The organism is Pantoea sp. GD03673 (assembly GCF_029844725.1).
In the GTDB taxonomy this organism is placed as follows: Bacteria; Pseudomonadota; Gammaproteobacteria; order Enterobacterales; family Enterobacteriaceae; genus Pantoea.
Genome location: NZ_JAOCKJ010000004.1, coordinates 134,964 through 152,519, shown reverse-complemented (window position 1 = coordinate 152,519; position 17,556 = coordinate 134,964). Strand labels below are relative to the sequence as shown.

The 17,556-nt window shown below is 56.4% G+C and carries 18 protein-coding genes; 16 read left to right on the top strand and 2 right to left on the bottom strand.

Annotated elements, in window-relative coordinates; translation table 11 throughout:
• Nucleotides 1–151 precede the first annotated feature (151 nt).
• Together seqA and pgm are read left to right on the top strand one after the other, a co-directional pair.
• On the top strand, nt 152–700 hold the full coding sequence (gene seqA, locus N5J69_RS08870) for a replication initiation negative regulator SeqA (RefSeq protein WP_122889098.1): 549 nt from the start codon (nt 152–154) through the stop codon (nt 698–700).
• Nucleotides 701–726: 26 nt separating this feature from the next.
• Nucleotides 727–2,367 carry a phosphoglucomutase (alpha-D-glucose-1,6-bisphosphate-dependent) gene (gene pgm, locus N5J69_RS08865; RefSeq protein WP_279769663.1) on the top strand — a complete coding sequence of 547 codons (1,641 nt, stop codon included), beginning with the start codon at nt 727–729 and terminating at the stop codon, nt 2,365–2,367.
• 269 nt (nt 2,368–2,636) lie between these two features.
• Here pgm and kdpE read toward each other — a convergent pair whose 3' ends face one another.
• Nucleotides 2,637–3,311, bottom strand: a complete 675-nt coding sequence (gene kdpE, locus N5J69_RS08860) for a two-component system response regulator KdpE (RefSeq protein ID WP_279769662.1) — start codon at nt 3,309–3,311, stop codon at nt 2,637–2,639.
• A gap of 258 nt (nt 3,312–3,569) precedes the next feature.
• Between kdpE and N5J69_RS08855 the strand changes: the two genes are divergently transcribed.
• From N5J69_RS08855 to nei, 11 genes are all read left to right on the top strand, one after another.
• On the top strand, nt 3,570–3,770 hold the full coding sequence (locus N5J69_RS08855; RefSeq protein ID WP_090962986.1) for a DUF2517 family protein: 201 nt from the start codon (nt 3,570–3,572) through the stop codon (nt 3,768–3,770).
• 154 nt (nt 3,771–3,924) lie between these two features.
• Nucleotides 3,925–4,881 (top strand): 2-thiouracil desulfurase family protein, encoded by a 957-nt coding sequence (locus N5J69_RS08850; protein ID WP_279769660.1) that lies wholly within the window; start codon nt 3,925–3,927, stop codon nt 4,879–4,881.
• A 12-nt stretch (nt 4,882–4,893) separates the two neighbouring features.
• Nucleotides 4,894–6,318: a deoxyribodipyrimidine photo-lyase gene (phrB, locus tag N5J69_RS08845; RefSeq protein WP_279769659.1), complete on the top strand. Its 1,425-nt coding sequence runs from the start codon at nt 4,894–4,896 to the stop codon at nt 6,316–6,318.
• Between the two features lie 18 nt (nt 6,319–6,336).
• On the top strand, nt 6,337–7,080 hold the full coding sequence (locus tag N5J69_RS08840; protein ID WP_279769657.1) for a type 2 GTP cyclohydrolase I: 744 nt from the start codon (nt 6,337–6,339) through the stop codon (nt 7,078–7,080).
• A 159-nt stretch (nt 7,081–7,239) separates the two neighbouring features.
• Nucleotides 7,240–7,896 (top strand): 5-oxoprolinase subunit PxpB, encoded by a 657-nt coding sequence (pxpB, locus tag N5J69_RS08835; RefSeq protein ID WP_279769656.1) that lies wholly within the window; start codon nt 7,240–7,242, stop codon nt 7,894–7,896.
• On the top strand, nt 7,890–8,819 hold the full coding sequence (gene pxpC / locus N5J69_RS08830) for a 5-oxoprolinase subunit PxpC (RefSeq protein WP_279769654.1): 930 nt from the start codon (nt 7,890–7,892) through the stop codon (nt 8,817–8,819). The genes pxpB and pxpC overlap by 7 nt, the downstream gene beginning before the upstream one ends.
• Nucleotides 8,809–9,546, top strand: a complete 738-nt coding sequence (pxpA, locus tag N5J69_RS08825) for a 5-oxoprolinase subunit PxpA (protein WP_279769652.1) — start codon at nt 8,809–8,811, stop codon at nt 9,544–9,546. The genes pxpC and pxpA overlap by 11 nt, the downstream gene beginning before the upstream one ends.
• A gap of 53 nt (nt 9,547–9,599) precedes the next feature.
• Nucleotides 9,600–10,328, top strand: a complete 729-nt coding sequence (locus N5J69_RS08820; RefSeq protein WP_279769651.1) for a DUF969 domain-containing protein — start codon at nt 9,600–9,602, stop codon at nt 10,326–10,328.
• Complete coding sequence (locus N5J69_RS08815) at nt 10,328–11,344, top strand: DUF979 domain-containing protein (protein WP_279769650.1); 1,017 nt, start codon at nt 10,328–10,330, stop codon at nt 11,342–11,344. The genes N5J69_RS08820 and N5J69_RS08815 overlap by 1 nt, the downstream gene beginning before the upstream one ends.
• A 6-nt stretch (nt 11,345–11,350) precedes the next feature.
• Entirely contained in the window at nt 11,351–11,998 is a 648-nt protein-coding gene (gene pcp, locus N5J69_RS08810; protein WP_279769648.1) for a pyroglutamyl-peptidase I, read from the top strand.
• A gap of 11 nt (nt 11,999–12,009) precedes the next feature.
• Nucleotides 12,010–12,798, top strand: coding sequence for an endonuclease VIII (gene nei, locus N5J69_RS08805; RefSeq protein ID WP_279769647.1), 789 nt, complete (start codon nt 12,010–12,012; stop codon nt 12,796–12,798).
• A 335-nt stretch (nt 12,799–13,133) separates the two neighbouring features.
• On the opposite strand, the gene N5J69_RS08800 is transcribed toward nei, so the two are convergent.
• On the bottom strand, nt 13,134–14,417 hold the full coding sequence (locus tag N5J69_RS08800) for a citrate synthase (protein WP_279769645.1): 1,284 nt from the start codon (nt 14,415–14,417) through the stop codon (nt 13,134–13,136).
• Nucleotides 14,418–15,050: 633 nt separating this feature from the next.
• On the opposite strand from N5J69_RS08800, the gene sdhC reads away from it, so the two are divergent.
• Genes sdhC through sdhA form a run of 3 tightly spaced genes read left to right on the top strand, consistent with a single transcriptional unit; the run spans nt 15,051 to nt 17,548 of the window.
• Nucleotides 15,051–15,440 (top strand): succinate dehydrogenase cytochrome b556 subunit, encoded by a 390-nt coding sequence (gene sdhC, locus N5J69_RS08795; RefSeq protein ID WP_029519433.1) that lies wholly within the window; start codon nt 15,051–15,053, stop codon nt 15,438–15,440.
• A complete protein-coding gene (sdhD, locus tag N5J69_RS08790; protein WP_009091417.1) occupies nt 15,434–15,781 on the top strand; it encodes a succinate dehydrogenase membrane anchor subunit in 348 nt (115 codons plus the stop codon). Before sdhC ends, sdhD begins: the two co-directional genes overlap by 7 nt.
• The gene (sdhA, locus tag N5J69_RS08785) at nt 15,782–17,548 is read left to right on the top strand and encodes a succinate dehydrogenase flavoprotein subunit (protein WP_279769642.1); all 1,767 of its coding nucleotides are present in this window, start codon (nt 15,782–15,784) and stop codon (nt 17,546–17,548) included.
• Nucleotides 17,549–17,556 lie beyond the last annotated feature (8 nt).

The following is a 17,556-nucleotide window of genomic DNA, read 5'->3' as shown; positions in this document are numbered from 1 at the left end:
CCCGTAAACCGTTTGATTGCTAACAACCCGCCTGAATTTAACTTTATAATCCTGATGTTAGAACCCACACATCCGTTGAATTGCCTGACTATACTCAGAGCTTTTCAGGAAACAGGTGGTTCTGTCATGAGAAAGAACCGTACGGAATAAGATGAAAACGATCGAAGTTGACGAAGAGCTCTACCGTTATATTGCCAGCCACACGCAACACATTGGTGAAAGCGCATCCGACATTCTGCGTCGTATGCTGAAGTTCACTGCCGGTCAGACTGCACCCGCTTCGCCTGCTCAGCCAGCCTCAAAAGATGCAGCGAAAGAGTCTCAGCCTGCGTCTGTGGGATCACGCCCGCAGGATCGTGTCCGCGCGGTGCGTGAGCTGCTGCTCTCCGATGAATATGCGGAGCAGAAGCGGGCGGTGAATCGCTTTATGCTTATCTTGTCAACGCTCTATCGTCTTGATACCGCAGCTTTTGCTGAAGCTACTGCATCTCTGCAGGGCCGCACCCGCGTCTATTTTGCCGGTGATGAGCATACGCTGTTACAGAATGGCACCCATACTAAGCCGAAGCATGTGCCCGGCACGCCGTACTGGGTGATCACCAACACCAATACTGGTCGTAAATGCAGCATGGTCGAACACATCATGCTCTCGATGCAGTTCCCTGCGGAACTGACCGAGAAAGTTTGCGGCACCATTTAAAACTTAAGCGTCAGGGAGCAGCGCCAATGGCCAATCACCCACGTGCCGGGCAACCCGCCCAGCAGAGCGATTTGATTAACGTTGCACAATTAACGTCACAATATTATGTCCTGCAGCCCGATGTGGCGAACCCGGAACATGCGGTGAAATTTGGCACCTCTGGCCATCGCGGCAGTGCAGGGCGTCAGAGCTTCAACGAGATGCACATTCTTGCTATCGCTCAGGCCATTGCTGAAGAGCGTAAAAAGAACGGTATCACCGGGCCGTGCTACGTCGGTAAAGACACCCATGCGCTGTCAGAGCCGGCTATGCTGTCGGTGCTGGAAGTGCTGGCGGCGAACGGCGTGGATGTGATTGTGCAGCAGGACAACGGCTATACGCCAACCCCTGCGATCTCCAATGCCATCCTTGAGCACAATAAAGCGGGTGGCCCGCTGGCTGACGGCATCGTGATTACGCCGTCGCACAACCCACCGGAAGATGGCGGCATCAAGTACAACCCACCTAACGGCGGACCGGCTGATACCAACGTCACCAAAGTGGTAGAAGATCGCGCCAATCAGCTGATCAAAGCGGGGCTGAAAGAGGTGAAGCGTCTGCCGCTGGAGCAGGCGATGGCGAGTGGTCATGTGGTCGAGAAAGATCTGATCCAGCCTTACGTTGAAGGTCTGGCTGAGATTATCGACTTCCCGGCTATTCAGAAAGCCGGCCTGAAGCTGGGCGTTGATCCCCTGGGTGGTTCCGGTATCGCTTACTGGCAGCGTATTGCTGAGCACTACAAGCTGGATCTGACGCTGGTGAATGACGCGGTTGATCAGACCTTCCGCTTTATGCATCTGGATAAAGATGGTGTAGTGCGCATGGACTGCTCGTCTGAAAGCGCAATGGCAGGCCTGCTGGCTTACCGTGACAAGTTCGACCTGGCCTTCGGCAACGATCCCGATTATGACCGTCACGGCATTGTGACCCCGGCGGGTCTGATGAATCCAAACCACTATCTGGCGGTCGCGATCAACTATCTGTTCCAGCACCGTCCACAGTGGGGCCAGGATGTTGCCGTGGGGAAAACCCTGGTGTCCAGCGCCATGATTGACCGCGTCGTCAATGAAATTGGCCGTAAGCTGGTGGAAGTGCCGGTGGGCTTCAAATGGTTTGTTGATGGTCTGTATGACGGCAGCTTCGGTTTCGGTGGCGAAGAGAGCGCGGGTGCGTCATTCCTGCGTTTCGACGGCACACCGTGGTCAACGGACAAAGATGGCATCATCATGTGTCTGCTGGCGGCTGAAATTACGGCTGTGACCGGTAAAAATCCACAGCAGCACTATGACGAGCTGGCCGCACGCTTTGGTGCACCAAGCTATAACCGCCTGCAGGCATCAGCCACGTCAGCGCAGAAAGCCGCGCTGTCTAAGCTGTCACCAGAGATGGTGAGCGCGGATACCCTGGCGGGTGATCCTATCACCGCACGTCTGACCGCAGCGCCAGGCAATGGGGCTTCGATCGGCGGTCTGAAAGTGATGACGGAGAACGGCTGGTTTGCTGCCCGTCCGTCAGGCACCGAAGATGCCTACAAGATCTACTGTGAAAGCTTCCTGGGCGCTGAACACCGCGCACAGATCGAAAAAGAAGCTGTAGAGATTGTCAGCGAAGTGCTGAAAAACGCCTGATAAGTCAGCATAAAAGGTGCCTCTGGCACCTTTTAGCGTGTTGACAAAGTCCACTCCGGTTAGCTGCGGGAAGGTGCCAGCACAGGAAACGCGGCCAGATCGGAAAGACGCAAAAGCCGTCATCCATGCCCGGCTTGGCCCGCACCACTCCTGGCGCGGGACGCCTTCCTCTTCTGGCCGTATTCTCTGCGCTTTGAGTTTATTCATTGCGGTAAGATTTACAGGATCAGGCTTTATCAGCTGTCTGAAGGTGCCTCTGGCACCTTTTTTTATGGCATAAAACGGTAGCCGATCCCGGTTTCGGTCAGCAGATGGGCCGGTTGGGTCGGATTCGCTTCCAGCTTCTGACGCAGATGCCCCATGTAGATGCGCAGATAGTGGCTGTGCTCCACCGCATTGGGCCCCCAGACCTGGCTCAGCAGCTGCCGCTGCGTAAGCACCTTTCCGGCATTGTTCAGCAGAATACTCAGCAGACGAAATTCAATGGGCGTGAGGTGAATCTCACTGCCGCCGCGCTGTACCCGGCGTGCGGCAAAATCGACGCTGACATCGGCAAAATGAATTCTGGCGTCAGGCTGCTGACCACCGTGACGGCGCAACGCAACGCGGACCCGCGCCAGCAGTTCGCCAATGCCAAAAGGTTTGGTCAGGTAGTCATCCGCCCCGGCATCCAGGGCGGCGATCTTGTCCTGCTCATCACTGCGCGCCGACAGCACAATCACCGGTATGGCACTCCACTGACGCAAGTCGCGAATAAAATCGGTGCCATCCCCATCCGGCAGGCCCAGATCAAGGATTACTAAATCGGGTTTGCGGGTCGCCGCTTCAATCAGTCCGCGCTGCAGCGTATCGGCATCAAACACTTTCAGATCTTCATTTTCCAGTGCCAGCCGGACAAAGCGGCGGATCTCTTTTTCATCTTCAACGATCAAAACCGTGGTCACGCAATACCTGCCTTGAGTGGGGGCCGAAGCGCTACTTTATCAATATTTTACGCTGCCGTCCGCGCACTTCATCTTTCGCGTATTCCAACCCTTGCGTAACCGATCTGCAACTTACGTGTAACTTAATTACAGGTTAATTCTTAAACAGCAAAAATAGCGGCAAATAAGTGGTCAGATGAGTAGTAAAATTACACAACCTGGCGTAAAGTCAGACCCAGATCACATTCGCACATTTTTCATTCGCCGGGAGGAGAAACCATGTATCAGGCTTATCCACGTTACAAAATAATCGCACGTCGTACGCTGGTGGTGCTTCTCGGCGTTCTGGCGCTGCCGGTTATGCTGTTCCGACAGGATCGGGCACGCTTCTACAGTTATCTGCACCGCGTCTGGTGTAAGACCAGCGCAAAGCCGGTCTGGCTGGCGCAGTCTGAAGCCGGTGGTGGCGCATTCTGGTAATTTGCCCTGCCGCTGAACAGGCCTGGTCACCCGACCGGGCTTTTTTTTGCGTTTTTTCTGAGAATAAGCGGCCCGGAACAGCGTTTTAACCCTTTATTCCTGACCATTTTGCGCTAGACTTAAACCTCTACAAGATTTTGGAGGTTGTACAAGTATGAGCAAAAAAATCCCCGTTGGAATCAGTGCGTGCCTGCTTGGCGATAGCGTAAGGTTTGATGGTGGCCATAAGCGTCTTACTTTTGCGACTGAGGATCTTACGCCATTTGTCCGCTTTGAACCGATCTGTCCTGAAATGGCAATTGGTCTGCCAACGCCGCGTCCAGCCCTGCGTCTGGTGAAACAGGGTGATGATGAGCTGCATCTTTGCTTCAGCAAAGATGGCGGTGAAGAGGTGACCACGCAGATGCGTGACTGGTCTGCCGAGCGGGTTAAATCGCTGCATCATCTCTCTGGTTACATCCTGTGCGCCAAATCGCCCAGCTGTGGGATGGAGCGCGTGCGGGTCTACGAACCCGACAACAACAATAATCGCAAAGTGGGCACCGGAATTTTTGCTGAATTCCTGCAGCGTGAAATGCCCTGGCTGCCGCTGGAAGAGGATGGTCGTCTGCACGATCCCGCCCTGCGTGAGAACTTCATCGGCCGCATCTGCGCCCTGCACGAATTTAATCAGATGTGGGAAAACGGCCTGACCCGTCAGGGGCTAATCGCTTTTCACAGCCGCTACAAACTGATGATGCTGGCGCACTCGCAGGAGAAATACCGCGAGCTGGGGCCTTTTGTCGCCTCAATGAGCCAGTGGGCGTCGCTGGAGGCCTTTGCTTTTGAATATCGCAATCGCATGATGGCCCTGATGTCACGTCCCGCCTCACGTCGCAACCACACCAACGTGCTGATGCACGTACAGGGCTACTTCCGTCGCCAGCTGAGTTCACCGCAGCGTCAGGAGCTGGCAGCGTTGATTGATCGCTATCGTCAGGGCACACAACCGCTGCTGGTGCCCATTACTATTCTCAAGCACTACATGGCGGAGTTCCCGCATCCGTGGCTGGCACAGCAGCGTTATTTCGATCCCTATCCCGAAGCCTTGTGCTTACGCTACGGACAGTAATTCAGGAGGAGTATGACCACGCATCTGGTCTGGCTGCGTAATGATTTACGCATTAACGATAACCTGGCGCTACACGCTGCCTGCCGCGACAGCAAGGCGAACGTTATTGCGCTGTTTCTTGCTACGCCGGAGCAGTGGCACCAGCACGACATGTCCCCCAGACAGGCGGCATTTATTCACGCCAGCCTGGTGGAAGTACAGAATGCGCTGGCTGAGCGGGGCATTGCGCTTCACTATCAGGCATGTCATGCCTTTAGCGACAGTATCGATGCGCTGGCAGAATTCTGCGAGAAGCACCAGGTCGGACAGCTCTTCTACAACTACCAGTATGAGGTTAACGAGCGCCAGCGCGATGCGGAGGCTGAAAAGCGTCTCAACGATGCGGGCGTAATCTGTCAGGGCTTTGACGACAGCCTGCTGCTGCCACCGGGTAGCGTGCAGAGTGGCGATCGCTCGATGTACAAGGTCTTTACGCCGTTCAGCAAAGCCTTTGTCCGCCGTTTGCAGCAGAGTCTGCCGGAGTGCGTGCCTGCGCCTAAGCCGCGCGAAGGTGCGCCAGTGAAAACCACCCGGATCCCTGCGTTTGATTATCCGACCGAAGCGTTCGATCAGGACCTCTTCCCGGCAGGCGAAGCGGCCGCGCTGAAGCGGTTACGCCATTTCGCCACACAACCGGTTATCGACTATCCCGCAAAACGTGACCTTCCGGCGCTGGATGCCACCAGCCGTCTGTCGGTTTATCTGTCAACCGGCGTGCTGTCGCCACGTCAGTGTCTGCATCGCGTGTTGCATGAACATCCCGATGCACTGGACAGCAGTCGCGCATTTACCTGGCTTAACGAGCTGATCTGGCGTGAGTTCTACCGTCATCTGCTGGTGGCCTGGCCGTCACTGTGCCGGCACAAGCCGTTTATAGACTGGACACGCAACGTGGAATGGCAGCGTGATGACGCGCATTTTGACGCCTGGAAAGCGGGTAAAACCGGTTATCCGATTGTCGATGCTGCCATGCGCCAGATGAAGGCGCTGGGCTGGATGCACAACCGCTTGCGGATGATTACCGCCAGTTTCCTGGTCAAGGATCTGCTGATTGACTGGCGCGAAGGCGAACGCTATTTCATGCAACAGCTGATTGATGGTGACCTGGCCGCAAACAATGGCGGCTGGCAGTGGGCGGCCTCAACCGGCACAGACTCAGCACCTTATTTCCGCATTTTTAACCCGACCACGCAGGGTGAGCGCTTCGACAGGCAGGGCGAATTTATCCGTCACTATCTGCCGGAACTGGCAGACGTGCCTGACAGCCATATTCATCAGCCTCATCTGTGGGCGGAGAAGCATCACAAGAAACTCGATTATCCGGCACCAATCGTGGATCATAAGGCAGCCCGTAAAAAGACATTAGACGCCTTTGAGCGCGCTAAAAGCGCCGCCTGAGGCCTCGAAGGAGCCTGAATGAACCATTACGAATTAGAGACGCTGATCAATCAGCAGCTCGATAGCCACAGCTTCAGTGATTACGCCCCCAACGGTTTGCAGGTTGAGGGACGCCGTGAGGTCAAAACAATCATCACCGGCGTGACGGCCTGTCAGGCGCTGCTGGATGAGGCAGTGGCCCGTCAGGCCGATGCGATAATCGTCCATCATGGCTACTTCTGGAAAAGTGAACCGGCTGTGATTAAAGGCATGAAGCGCCGCCGTCTGCGCACGCTGCTGGCTAACGACATTAACCTTTATGGCTGGCACCTGCCGCTGGACGCGCATCCCGAATTAGGCAACAACGCCCAGCTGGCAAAAGGGCTGGAGATTGACGTGCGTGGCGAAGTCATGCCGCTGGTGTTCTGGGGAGAGCTGGCTGAGCCAATCTCTGGCGAACAGCTGGCCCGCCGAATCGGGGCGCACTTAGGACGTGAACCGCTGCATTGTGGTGACAATGCACCCGCGCTGATTCGTCGTATCGCCTGGTGCAGCGGTGGCGGGCAGGGCTTTATTGACCAGGCTGCTGCCGCAGGCGTCGATGCCTACATAACCGGCGAAGTCTCTGAACAGACCATTCACAGCGCACGCGAGCAGGGGCTGCATTTCTTTGCTGCGGGCCATCACGCCACCGAGCGTGGGGGTGTAAAAGCGCTGGGCGACTGGCTGGCACAGCATCACGATCTTGACGTCACCTTCATCGATATTCCCAATCCTGCCTGATTACCTCGCCTGTCCTGCGCGCCTGCGCAGGACCTAAATCTGTTGACACATCCCTGACACTTTCGCATAACTGTTTGCTTTATGTAGATAAGCCATCGGCTGATCCGGGCATCTGGCCCGATCGGCCGGGCACGATCGCCACCAGGCGGGAGGTAGCTGTTGCAACGAGCACGGTGTTATTTATTGGGGGAACGCGCTGTCGTGCTGGAGCTGGAACCGCCGGTCTCACTGGAGAGTCAGCAACGCATCTGGGGACTAAACCAGCGACTGCAGTCAGATGCGGGCGTGCTGGAGGTCATTCCCGGCATGAACAACATCACCCTGATCCTGCGTGATCCCCAGCAGAATGCGCTGGACGCAATAGAGCGGCTTCAGCGCTGGTGGGAAGAGAGTGAAGCGCAACTGCCTGCGTCGCGTCTGGTGGAGATCCCGGTGATCTACGGCGGTGAATATGGCCCCGATCTGGCGGTGGTGGCGGAACATGCCGGGCTGACGCCCGCGCAGGTGGTTGAGCTGCACAGCAGCTGCGACTATGTGGTGTTTTTTGTGGGTTTTCAGCCGGGTTTTCCCTATCTGGGAGGGCTGGATCCGCGCCTGCACATTCCACGTCGGGCTGAGCCCAGGGTTACGGTGCCCGCCGGATCGGTTGGCATCGGCGGCAGCCAGACAGGCGTCTATCCCCTGGCTTCACCCGGCGGCTGGCAGCTGCTCGGCCAGACGCGCACGGCGCTGTTTGATCCCCTGAAGCAACCGCCGACGCTGCTCCGCCCCGGCGACAGCGTTCGCTTTGTGCCGCAACAGGAGGGCGTATGTTAAATATTCTGCGAGCCGGACTGGCCGCCACGATTCAGGACGCGGGCCGCTACGGTTTGCGTCAGTATGGCATCAGCCCCGGTGGCGTGCTGGATCATCCTGCGATGTTCACCGCTAACCTGCTGGTGGGCAATGCGCCTGACAGCGCCGTGCTGGAAATGGTTCTGGGTCAGTTCAAAGCGGAGTTTACCCGCGACGGCTGGTTCGCACTAACTGGCGCAGGCTGTCAGGCACAGCTTGACAGTCAGCCCGTCTGGACGGGCTGGCGTACCCAGGTGAAACGCGGGCAGGTGCTGTCGCTGGCGATGCCGCAGCGCGGCATGCGCAGCTATCTGGCGGTACAGGGCGGTTTTGACATCCCCCTGGTACTTGGCTCTGCCAGCACCGATCTGAAAGCAAAATTTGGCGGATTTCACGGGCGCACCTTACAGGATGGCGATCAACTCCCGCTGGGTAAACCGACGCGTCAGTTCGACCAAAAAGTCGGGGTGCGGCAACTGCTGTGGGGCAACCGCATCCGCGCATTACCGGGCCCGGAGTATCACGCGTTCAGCCGCGACGCGCAGCAGGCGTTCTGGCGCACCGCATGGAAACTCAGCCCGCAAAGCAACCGGATGGGATACCGGCTGGAGGGGCGTGAGCTGAAACGCGAGCATCCGCGCGAGATGCTGTCGCATGGCGTGATGCCGGGTGTGATTCAGGTGCCGCCGAACGGGCAGCCCATCGTGCTGATGGCGGATGCCCAGACCACCGGTGGCTATCCGCGCATCGCGTCGGTTATCGAAGCCGATCTCTACCACCTGGCGCAAATCCGCCTTGGTGAACCGATTCACTTTATTCACTGCACGTTACCGGAAGCCATGCTGGCACGTCAGCACCAGCAACGCGCACTGGAGCAGATGAAATGGGGACTCAATGAACATTGATTTAAACGCCGACCTGGGCGAAGGCTGTGCCAGCGATCAGGCGCTGCTGCAACTGGTGAGCTCCGCCAACATCGCCTGTGGCTTTCACGCAGGGGATGCGCAGACCATGCTGCAGTCGGTGCGCTGGGCGAAGGCATCCGGCGTTGCCATCGGCGCACATCCCGCTTTTCCCGATCGGGAGAACTTTGGCCGCAGCGCCATGCAGCTGCCGCCGGAAACGGTCTATGCCCAGATGATCTACCAGATTGGCGCGCTGAAAAGTCTGGCAGAGAGCGAAGGTGCGCGGCTGGTTCACGTTAAGCCGCACGGCATGCTCTATAACCAGGCTGCCGCTGATCCGGTGCTGGCTGATGCCATTGCCCGCGCCATCAGGGCGGTTGACAGCCAGCTGATTGTGGTGGGGCTGGCGAACAGTGAATCGATACGTGCCGCATTACATTACGGCTTACGTACGCGGGAAGAGGTGTTTGCCGATCGTGGCTATACCCGCAATGGTGCGCTGGTGCCGCGCAGCGAGCCGGGCGCGCTCATTGACGATGAGCAGCAGGCTATCGATCAGACGCTGGCGATGGTACAGCAGGGCAAAGTAAAAAGTATCACGGGAGAATGGGTGGCAGTGAATGCGCAGACCGTCTGCTTACATGGTGACGGCCCGCACGCCCTGCAGTTTGCACAGCGGTTGTGTGATGCGTTTGCCGCTCAGCAAATCCGTGTCACCAGCGCCTGAAAGACAATGCTTAACCCGGCTTATGTCGGGTTTTTTAACTCTGGGAGAAATACATGGAAAGTGCAGTGAATCTCTGGCCTTTACTGGGCATTGCCGCGATCGTCGTCGGCTTCGTCTTACGTTTTAATCCGGTACTGGTGGTGATCGTCGCCGGGTTTGTGACCGGTCTGGCGGCGATGATGCCGCTGGCCGATATTCTGGAAAAGCTCGGAGCCGGTTTTCTTAACACCCGTAACCTGCCGCTGATCCTTCTGCTGCCGCTGGCGGTCATTGGACTGCTGGAGCGTCACGGGCTGAAGGAGCGGGCACAGGCGTGGATCGCTCAGATCAAAACCGCCACCGCCGGACGTCTGCTGATCGTCTACCTGTTTGTGCGTGAAATCACCGCTGCGCTGGGTTTAACCAGCCTTGGTGGGCATCCGCAGATGGTGCGTCCACTGCTGGCTCCGATGGCAGAAGGCGCAACGGAAAACCGCTATGGCGGGATCTCACCTGAACTGCGCCATCGGCTGCGTGCGATGTCAGCAGCCACCGATAACGTCGGCCTCTTCTTCGGTGAGGATATCTTCGTGGCATTTGGCGCGATTATCTTTATGCATAACTTTATGCAGGAGTCTGCCGGGATTCAGACCGAACCGCTGCATATTGCGCTGTGGGGCATTCCGACCGCTGTTGCCGCGTTCCTGATCCACTCGGCGCGTCTGGTGCGGCTGGATCGTCAGCTGGCGCGTGAGTTGCAGCAGCTGAACAATCAGGCGCTGAAAGCCAAAGGAGGTCAGTAATGTTCCAGCAACAATATCTGATGTGGCTGGCAGGCATTATCCTGCTGGTCGTCGCTGTCCTCTCCTGGCGTGACAGCGCCAATCCGCGTCGCTTTACCACCGGGCTGTTCTGGGCCTTATACGGACTGGTTTTTCTGGTCGGTGACTGGACGACGCAGCTGATGAGCGCCTGGATGGGGTCAGATGCCGCGGGCACACGTATGCTGCACATTGGCATCGGCGTCATTGTAGTGGTGATGGCGCTGATTGCGGGGTTTGGCGGTGTCCGGCTGGGTCGCTATCATCAGCGCAGCGATGAAGAAAAGCAGGCCAGTGCGCTGCGTCTGCGCAATAAGCTGTTTCTGCCTGCGCTGGCGATTCCGGTCGTGACCGTGGTGGGTGTGCTGGCGTTTAATCATATTCCTGGTCTGCAGGATGCGGTGTTCGGTCCCGGTAATCACGCAACGCTGGTGACACTCTTTTCAATGATGGTCGGCTGCATAACTGGCTGGCTGGTGGCGCTAAAACTCACCCATGAAAAGGCAGTCCAGTCGATGCAGGAGACCCGTCGCCTGCTTGATTCGATTGGCTGGGCCTTTATCCTGCCGCAAATCCTTGCCACCCTCGGACTGCTGTTTACCAGTGCGGGCGTAGGCGGCGCTATTTCCCATCTGACCGAAACCTGGCTGGCGGTGGATAACCGGTTCGTCGCGGTAACGGTTTATGCCGTCGGGATGGCGCTGTTAACCATGATCATGGGTAACGCCTTTGCCGCGTTTCCGATTATTACCGCAGGCGTTGGGATTCCGATTCTGGTATTGCAGCACGGTGGAAATCCGGCAGTGATGGCGGCGATTGGTATGTTCTCCGGTTACTGCGGCACACTGATGACGCCGATGGCGGCCAACTTCAACATTGTTCCCGCGGCGCTGCTGGAGCTGCCCGACCGCAATGCGGTGATCAAGGCTCAGATCCCGACCGGTGTGCTACTGTTAATCGTTAACATTTTCCTGCTCTATTTCCTGATGTTCCTGTGAGGCTGCATGAAAACTGTCCTGATGACCGCCTTTGAACCTTTTGGCGGTGAAACGATTAATCCCTCCTGGGAAGCGGTACGCGCGCTGGAAGGTAAACAGATTGGCGGGGCGACGATAGTTATCCGCCAGCTGCCCGTGGTGTTCAGTGAGGTGCTCAACGTACTGAACCGGGCACTGGAAGAGGTCAAACCGGACGCGGTGCTGTCGGTCGGGCAGGCGGGCGGGCGCAGCGACATTACCGTTGAACGTATCGGGATTAATGTTGATGACGCCCGTATCCCGGACAACGCCGGTCAACAGCCGGTCGATGAACCGGTTGTTCCGGGCGGCCCGGCTGCCTATTTTTCCCGTTTGCCCATCAAAGCGATTGTGGCAGCAGTGCGCGACGCGGGAATCCCCGCGTCGGTATCACAAACGGCAGGCACCTTTACCTGTAACCGCGTGATGTATGGTCTGCTGCACTGGCTTGAGCAGCAGGGCAGTGCGGCACGGGGTGGCTTTATCCATATTCCTTATCTGCCTGCCCAGGCGGCGCTGCATCCCGGCGCGCCGAGCATGGCGGTGGAGACCATTATTCAGGCGCTGGAGATCGCGGTAAAAGTCACGCTGGAGACCGGCGACGATATTAAACAGGCTGGCGGCGCTACCCATTAAGAGGATGTACGATGCCTGAAGGACCGGAAATTCGCCGTGTGGCGGATAAACTTGAAGCCGCCATTGTGGGGCAGCCGTTAACGGAAGCGTGGTTCGCGTTTCCTCAGCTTAAAACTTATGAACCTTCTCTGATTGGTGAGCAGGTGCAGGCGATTGAGACGCGGGGTAAAGCGCTGCTGACACATTTCAGCAATGGCCTGACGCTCTACAGTCACAACCAGCTTTATGGTGTCTGGCGCATTGTGAAACCGGATACTGAACTCAATACCACGCGACAGTTGCGGGTACGGCTGGCGACGGCGGGTAAAGCGATTCTGCTCTACAGTGCCTCAGATATTGAACTGCTTAATGCGGATACGCTGGCGGCACATCCGTTTCTTACCCGCATCGGGCCGGATGTGCTGAACAGTGCGCTGAACGTGGACGAGGTGAAAGAGCGGCTGCTGTCACCGCGTTTCCGGCGACGTCAGTTCAGTGGTCTGCTGCTGGACCAGGCTTTTCTGGCCGGGCTGGGAAACTATCTGCGCGCTGAAATTCTCTGGCTGGCGCAACTGCTGCCGCAGCATCGGGCGCAGGATCTCAGTGAAGACCAGCTGACTGCTTTCAGCGAGGCGCTGCTCTCGGTGCCGCGCCACGCCTATCGGATGCGGGGCACCATGAAGAAATATCATGAAGAAGCGGCGTTTCAGTTTGAGGTATTTCATCGGCAGGGCAAAAAATGCCGGCGCTGCGGAACAGTGATTGAAAAGGGCACGCTATCGTCACGGCCTTTTTACTGGTGTCCGGGCTGTCAGAGATAGAAAGGGCATGAAGTTAAAAGCGGGTGAGGGTAGAAACAGGCAGCTGTAAGACCGGGCCTGCTCAGGAAACACGGTCAGATCGGAAAGACGCTAAGGCCAGTCCATGACATGCCCGGCCCGCGCGATTACGCACCTCTTCCCTGAGGTGCGCCGTTGCCGGGCCAACGCGTTGCGTTGTTCAAAAACGCTTCCGGCGTTTTTTTCCCTGGCGCGGGACGCTTTCCTCTTCTGACCGTGTTTCCTGCGCGTTGAACTTATTCGTTGCGGCCAGATTCACCCGTATGCAGGCTTATCAACTGGCTGAGCGGAAATCCCTCTCCGCTATCCATCAAATCTTACTTCTTCAGCTGTGAGCTGAACTCGCGCTCGGTATAACCGGTGTAGAGCTGGCGCGGACGGGCGATCTTCATGCCTTCGTCGTGCATCTCTTTCCAGTGTGCAATCCAGCCAACGGTACGGGCCATCGCGAAAATAACCGTAAACATGGAGGAGGGAATCCCCATCGCTTTCAGAATGATACCGGAGTAGAAGTCCACGTTTGGATAGAGTTTACGCTCAATGAAGTACGGGTCGTTCAGCGCAATGTGTTCCAGCTCCATGGCCACTTCCAGCAGGTCATCCTTCATACCCAGCTCATTCAGTACTTCATGGCAGGTGTCGCGCATCACGGTCGCACGGGGATCGTAGTTTTTGTAAACACGGTGACCAAAGCCCATCAGACGGAAGGAGTCATTCTTGTCTTTGGCGCGTTTAACAAATTCCGGAATGTGTTCAACGGTGCTGATCTCTTCCAGCATACGCAGAGTCGCTTCGTTAGCACCGCCGTGCGCCGGTCCCCACAGGGAGGCGATCCCGGCGGCGATACAGGCAAACGGGTTCGCGCCGCTTGAGCCTGCGGTACGAACGGTAGAGGTAGAGGCGTTCTGCTCATGGTCAGCATGAAGGATCAGGATGCGGTCCATGGCGCGTTCCAGAATCGGGTTCACTTTGTACTCTTCACACGGTGTGGCAAACATCATGTGCAGGAAGTTACCGGCATAGGAAAGGTCGTTGCGTGGATAAACAAACGGCTGACCGATGGAATATTTGTAACACATCGCTGCCATCGTCGGCATTTTAGAGAGCAGACGGAATGCCGCGATTTCGCGGTGACGCTCAATGTTTACATCCAGTGAATCGTGGTAAAACGCAGCCAGTGCGCCAGTAACACCGCACATTACCGCCATCGGATGCGAATCACGACGGAAGCCGTGGAACAGGCGGGTAATCTGCTCATGAATCATGGTGTGGCGGGTAACGGTGGTACGGAACTCATCAAACTGCTTCTGATCTGGCGCTTCGCCGTTCAGCAGGATGTAACAGACTTCCAGATAATTAGAGTGGGTCGCCAGCTGGGAAATCGGGAAACCACGGTGCAGCAGAATACCTTCATCACCATCGATGAAGGTGATTGCAGATTCGCAGGACGCAGTAGACGTAAAACCGGGATCGAAGGTGAACAGGCCAGTTGAACCCAGAGCACGGACATCAACCACATCCTGGCCCAGCGTACCTTTCAGCACGTCCAGTTCAACAGATGTTCCATCTTGCAGGGTTAGCGTTACTTTTTTATCTGTCATTTTCGTCTCCATAGCGCCTTATGTAGGTAAGGATCTTTAGACACCTGAAACGCGTTCATGTTGCGGTTGGCAAAACTACACGGTATCACTCTGCGGGAATAAAGCGGGTGCAGGGTACAGAGTGAGCGGCGCGTTCCCAGCGGGAACCGGTGAGCCATGGACATGCTGCATATCGCGGTTGTTAAAGATCCGGTCAGGACATAACTTCTTGGTAACCAATAACCTGATGCTTTTTAAAGCTCATCTTCGCAATGTTACATAACTTGCGCTTAGGGGAAAGTGTATCCCCATAACTTTTGTGCATCATAGGAATTTACAGGCTTAGTTTGTAACTGAATTGTTGAACTATTGTCAAATCAGATAATTAAAATTGTATCAATTGTGAAAATCGTGAGTATGATCACTGTTCCACCTAAAATATACCAAAGAGTTTGTAGGGGAATTGTAATCAGAATGTGATCCTCCTATACTCCAGGCAGGTCTCCGGAACACCCTGACACCAGGAGCCACCCAGCGTTTACTACCGCGTCAATTAACACTGGATGTTGCTTTTTTGGTGACGGTTAAAGTCTGCCACGCGTTGTGATTAGACTCCGCCTCAGGTCCGGAGGAAGCAAAATAAAAAAGAGCTGTGTGGGCAAAACCGTGAAAAAACAAAGACCTGTCAACTTGGATCTCTCGACGATCCGGTTTCCCGTTACTGCAATATCGTCCATTCTTCACCGCGTCTCCGGCGTAATCACCCTGGTTGCCATTGGCATCCTGCTGTGGCTGCTCGGTCTCTCTCTCTCTTCTCCTGAAGGTTTCCAGCACGCTGCGTCCATCATGGATGGCTTCTTCGCGAAGTTCATTATGTGGGGCATCTTAACCGCGCTGGCCTATCACGCGGTGAGCGGGATTCGTCATATGTTGATGGATTTTGGTTATCTGGCTGAAACGCTGCAGGTTGGTAAGCGTTCTGCTCATATGACTTTTGTGATCACTGTCGTGCTGGCAATTCTGGCGGGAGTCCTCGTATGGTAAGCAATGCATCCGCGTTGGGTCGCAACGGCATTCAGGACTGGCTGCTGCTGCGTGCAACTGCAATTCTCATTACGCTCTACATCGTCTACATCCTCGGTTTCGTGGTGATGACAGACACGCTGACTTATGACCTGTGGCGTGGCTTCTTCGCTTCCGCATTCACAAAAGTGTTCACGCTGCTGACGCTGTTCTCCATCCTGATTCACGGCTGGATCGGCATGTGGCAGGTGTTAACCGACTACGTTAAATCACTGCCAACCCGCCTGTTGTTGCAGTTTGTGATTGTCGTGGCACTGTTGTGGTATGCGATTTATGGATTTGTTGTGGTGTGGGGTGTGTAAATGAGTTTGCCAATCAGAGAGTTTGATGCCGTGGTGATCGGCGCAGGTGGCGCAGGAATGCGGGCCGCACTGCAAATCTCCCAGGCCGGCCAGAGCTGTGCCCTGTTGTCGAAAGTTTTCCCGACCCGTTCCCACACCGTATCTGCGCAGGGCGGTATTACCGTTGCGCTGGGTAATACCCATGAAGATAACTGGGAATGGCATATGTACGACACCGTCAAAGGTTCCGACTACATCGGTGACCAGGACGCGATTGAATATATGTGCAAAACCGGCCCGGAAGCGATTCTGGAACTGGAACACATGGGCCTGCCGTTCTCGCGTCTGGATGATGGTCGTGTCTATCAGCGTCCGTTTGGTGGTCAGTCGAAGAATTTCGGCGGCGAGCAGGCGGCACGTACAGCAGCGGCTGCTGACCGTACCGGTCACGCCCTGTTGCACACCCTTTATCAGCAGAACCTGAAAAACAAAACCACTATCTTCTCTGAGTGGTACGCGCTGGATCTGGTGAAAAACGCCGATGGTGCGGTGGTCGGTTGTACCGCTATCTGCATCGAAACCGGTGAAACCGTCTACTTCAAAGCGAAAGCGACGATTCTGGCAACCGGCGGCGCGGGCCGTATCTACCAGTCCACCACCAACGCCCACATCAACACCGGTGACGGTGTCGGTATGGCGCTGCGTGCGGGCGTGCCGGTGCAGGATATGGAGATGTGGCAGTTCCACCCAACCGGTATCGCCGGTGCGGGCGTACTGGTTACCGAAGGCTGCCGTGGTGAAGGCGGCTATCTGCTGAACAAACATGGCGAACGCTTCATGGAGCGTTACGCGCCGAACGCTAAAGATCTGGCGGGCCGCGACGTGGTTGCGCGCTCGATGATGATCGAAATTCGTGAAGGTCGCGGCTGTGACGGTCCGTGGGGTCCGCACATTAAGCTGAAACTGGATCACCTGGGTAAAGATGTGCTTGAGTCACGTCTGCCAGGCATCCTTGAACTGTCACGCACCTTTGCCCACGCCGATCCGATCAAAGAACCTATTCCGGTTATCCCGACCTGTCACTATATGATGGGCGGTATTCCGACCAAAGTAACGGGTCAGGCACTGCGTGTGAATGAGCAGGGTGAAGATGTGGTGATTCCTGGCCTGTTCGCCGTCGGCGAAATTGCCTGTGTATCGGTCCACGGTGCTAACCGTCTGGGCGGTAACTCACTGCTTGACCTGGTGGTCTTTGGCCGCGCAGCAGGTCTGCATCTGCTGGAGAGCATTCAGGAGCAGGGCGACCTGCGTGATGCCACCGAAGATGAGATCGCTGTGGCGATGGCGCGCTTCAACCGCTGGGAAAACAACACCACCGGTGAAGACCCGGTTGAGATTCGCAAAGCACTGCAACGCTGCATGCAGAACAACTTCTCTGTATTCCGCGAAGGCGATGCAATGGCGCAGGGTCTGGAAGAGCTGAAAGAGATTCGCCAGCGCCTGAAATCAGCGCGTCTGGATGACCGCTCACCGGATTTCAACACCCAGCGTATTGAGTGTCTGGAACTGGATAACCTGATGGAGACGGCCTTTGCCACGGCGGTAGCGGCTAACTATCGCACCGAGAGCCGCGGTGCGCACAGTCGCTTCGACTTCCCGGATCGTGATGATGAAAACTGGCTGTGCCACAGTCTTTATGTCCCGGAAACCGAAAGCATGACCCGCCGTGAGGTGAACATGCAGCCGAAACTGCGCGCGGCCTTCCCGCCGAAAGTGCGCACCTACTAATTCCGGAG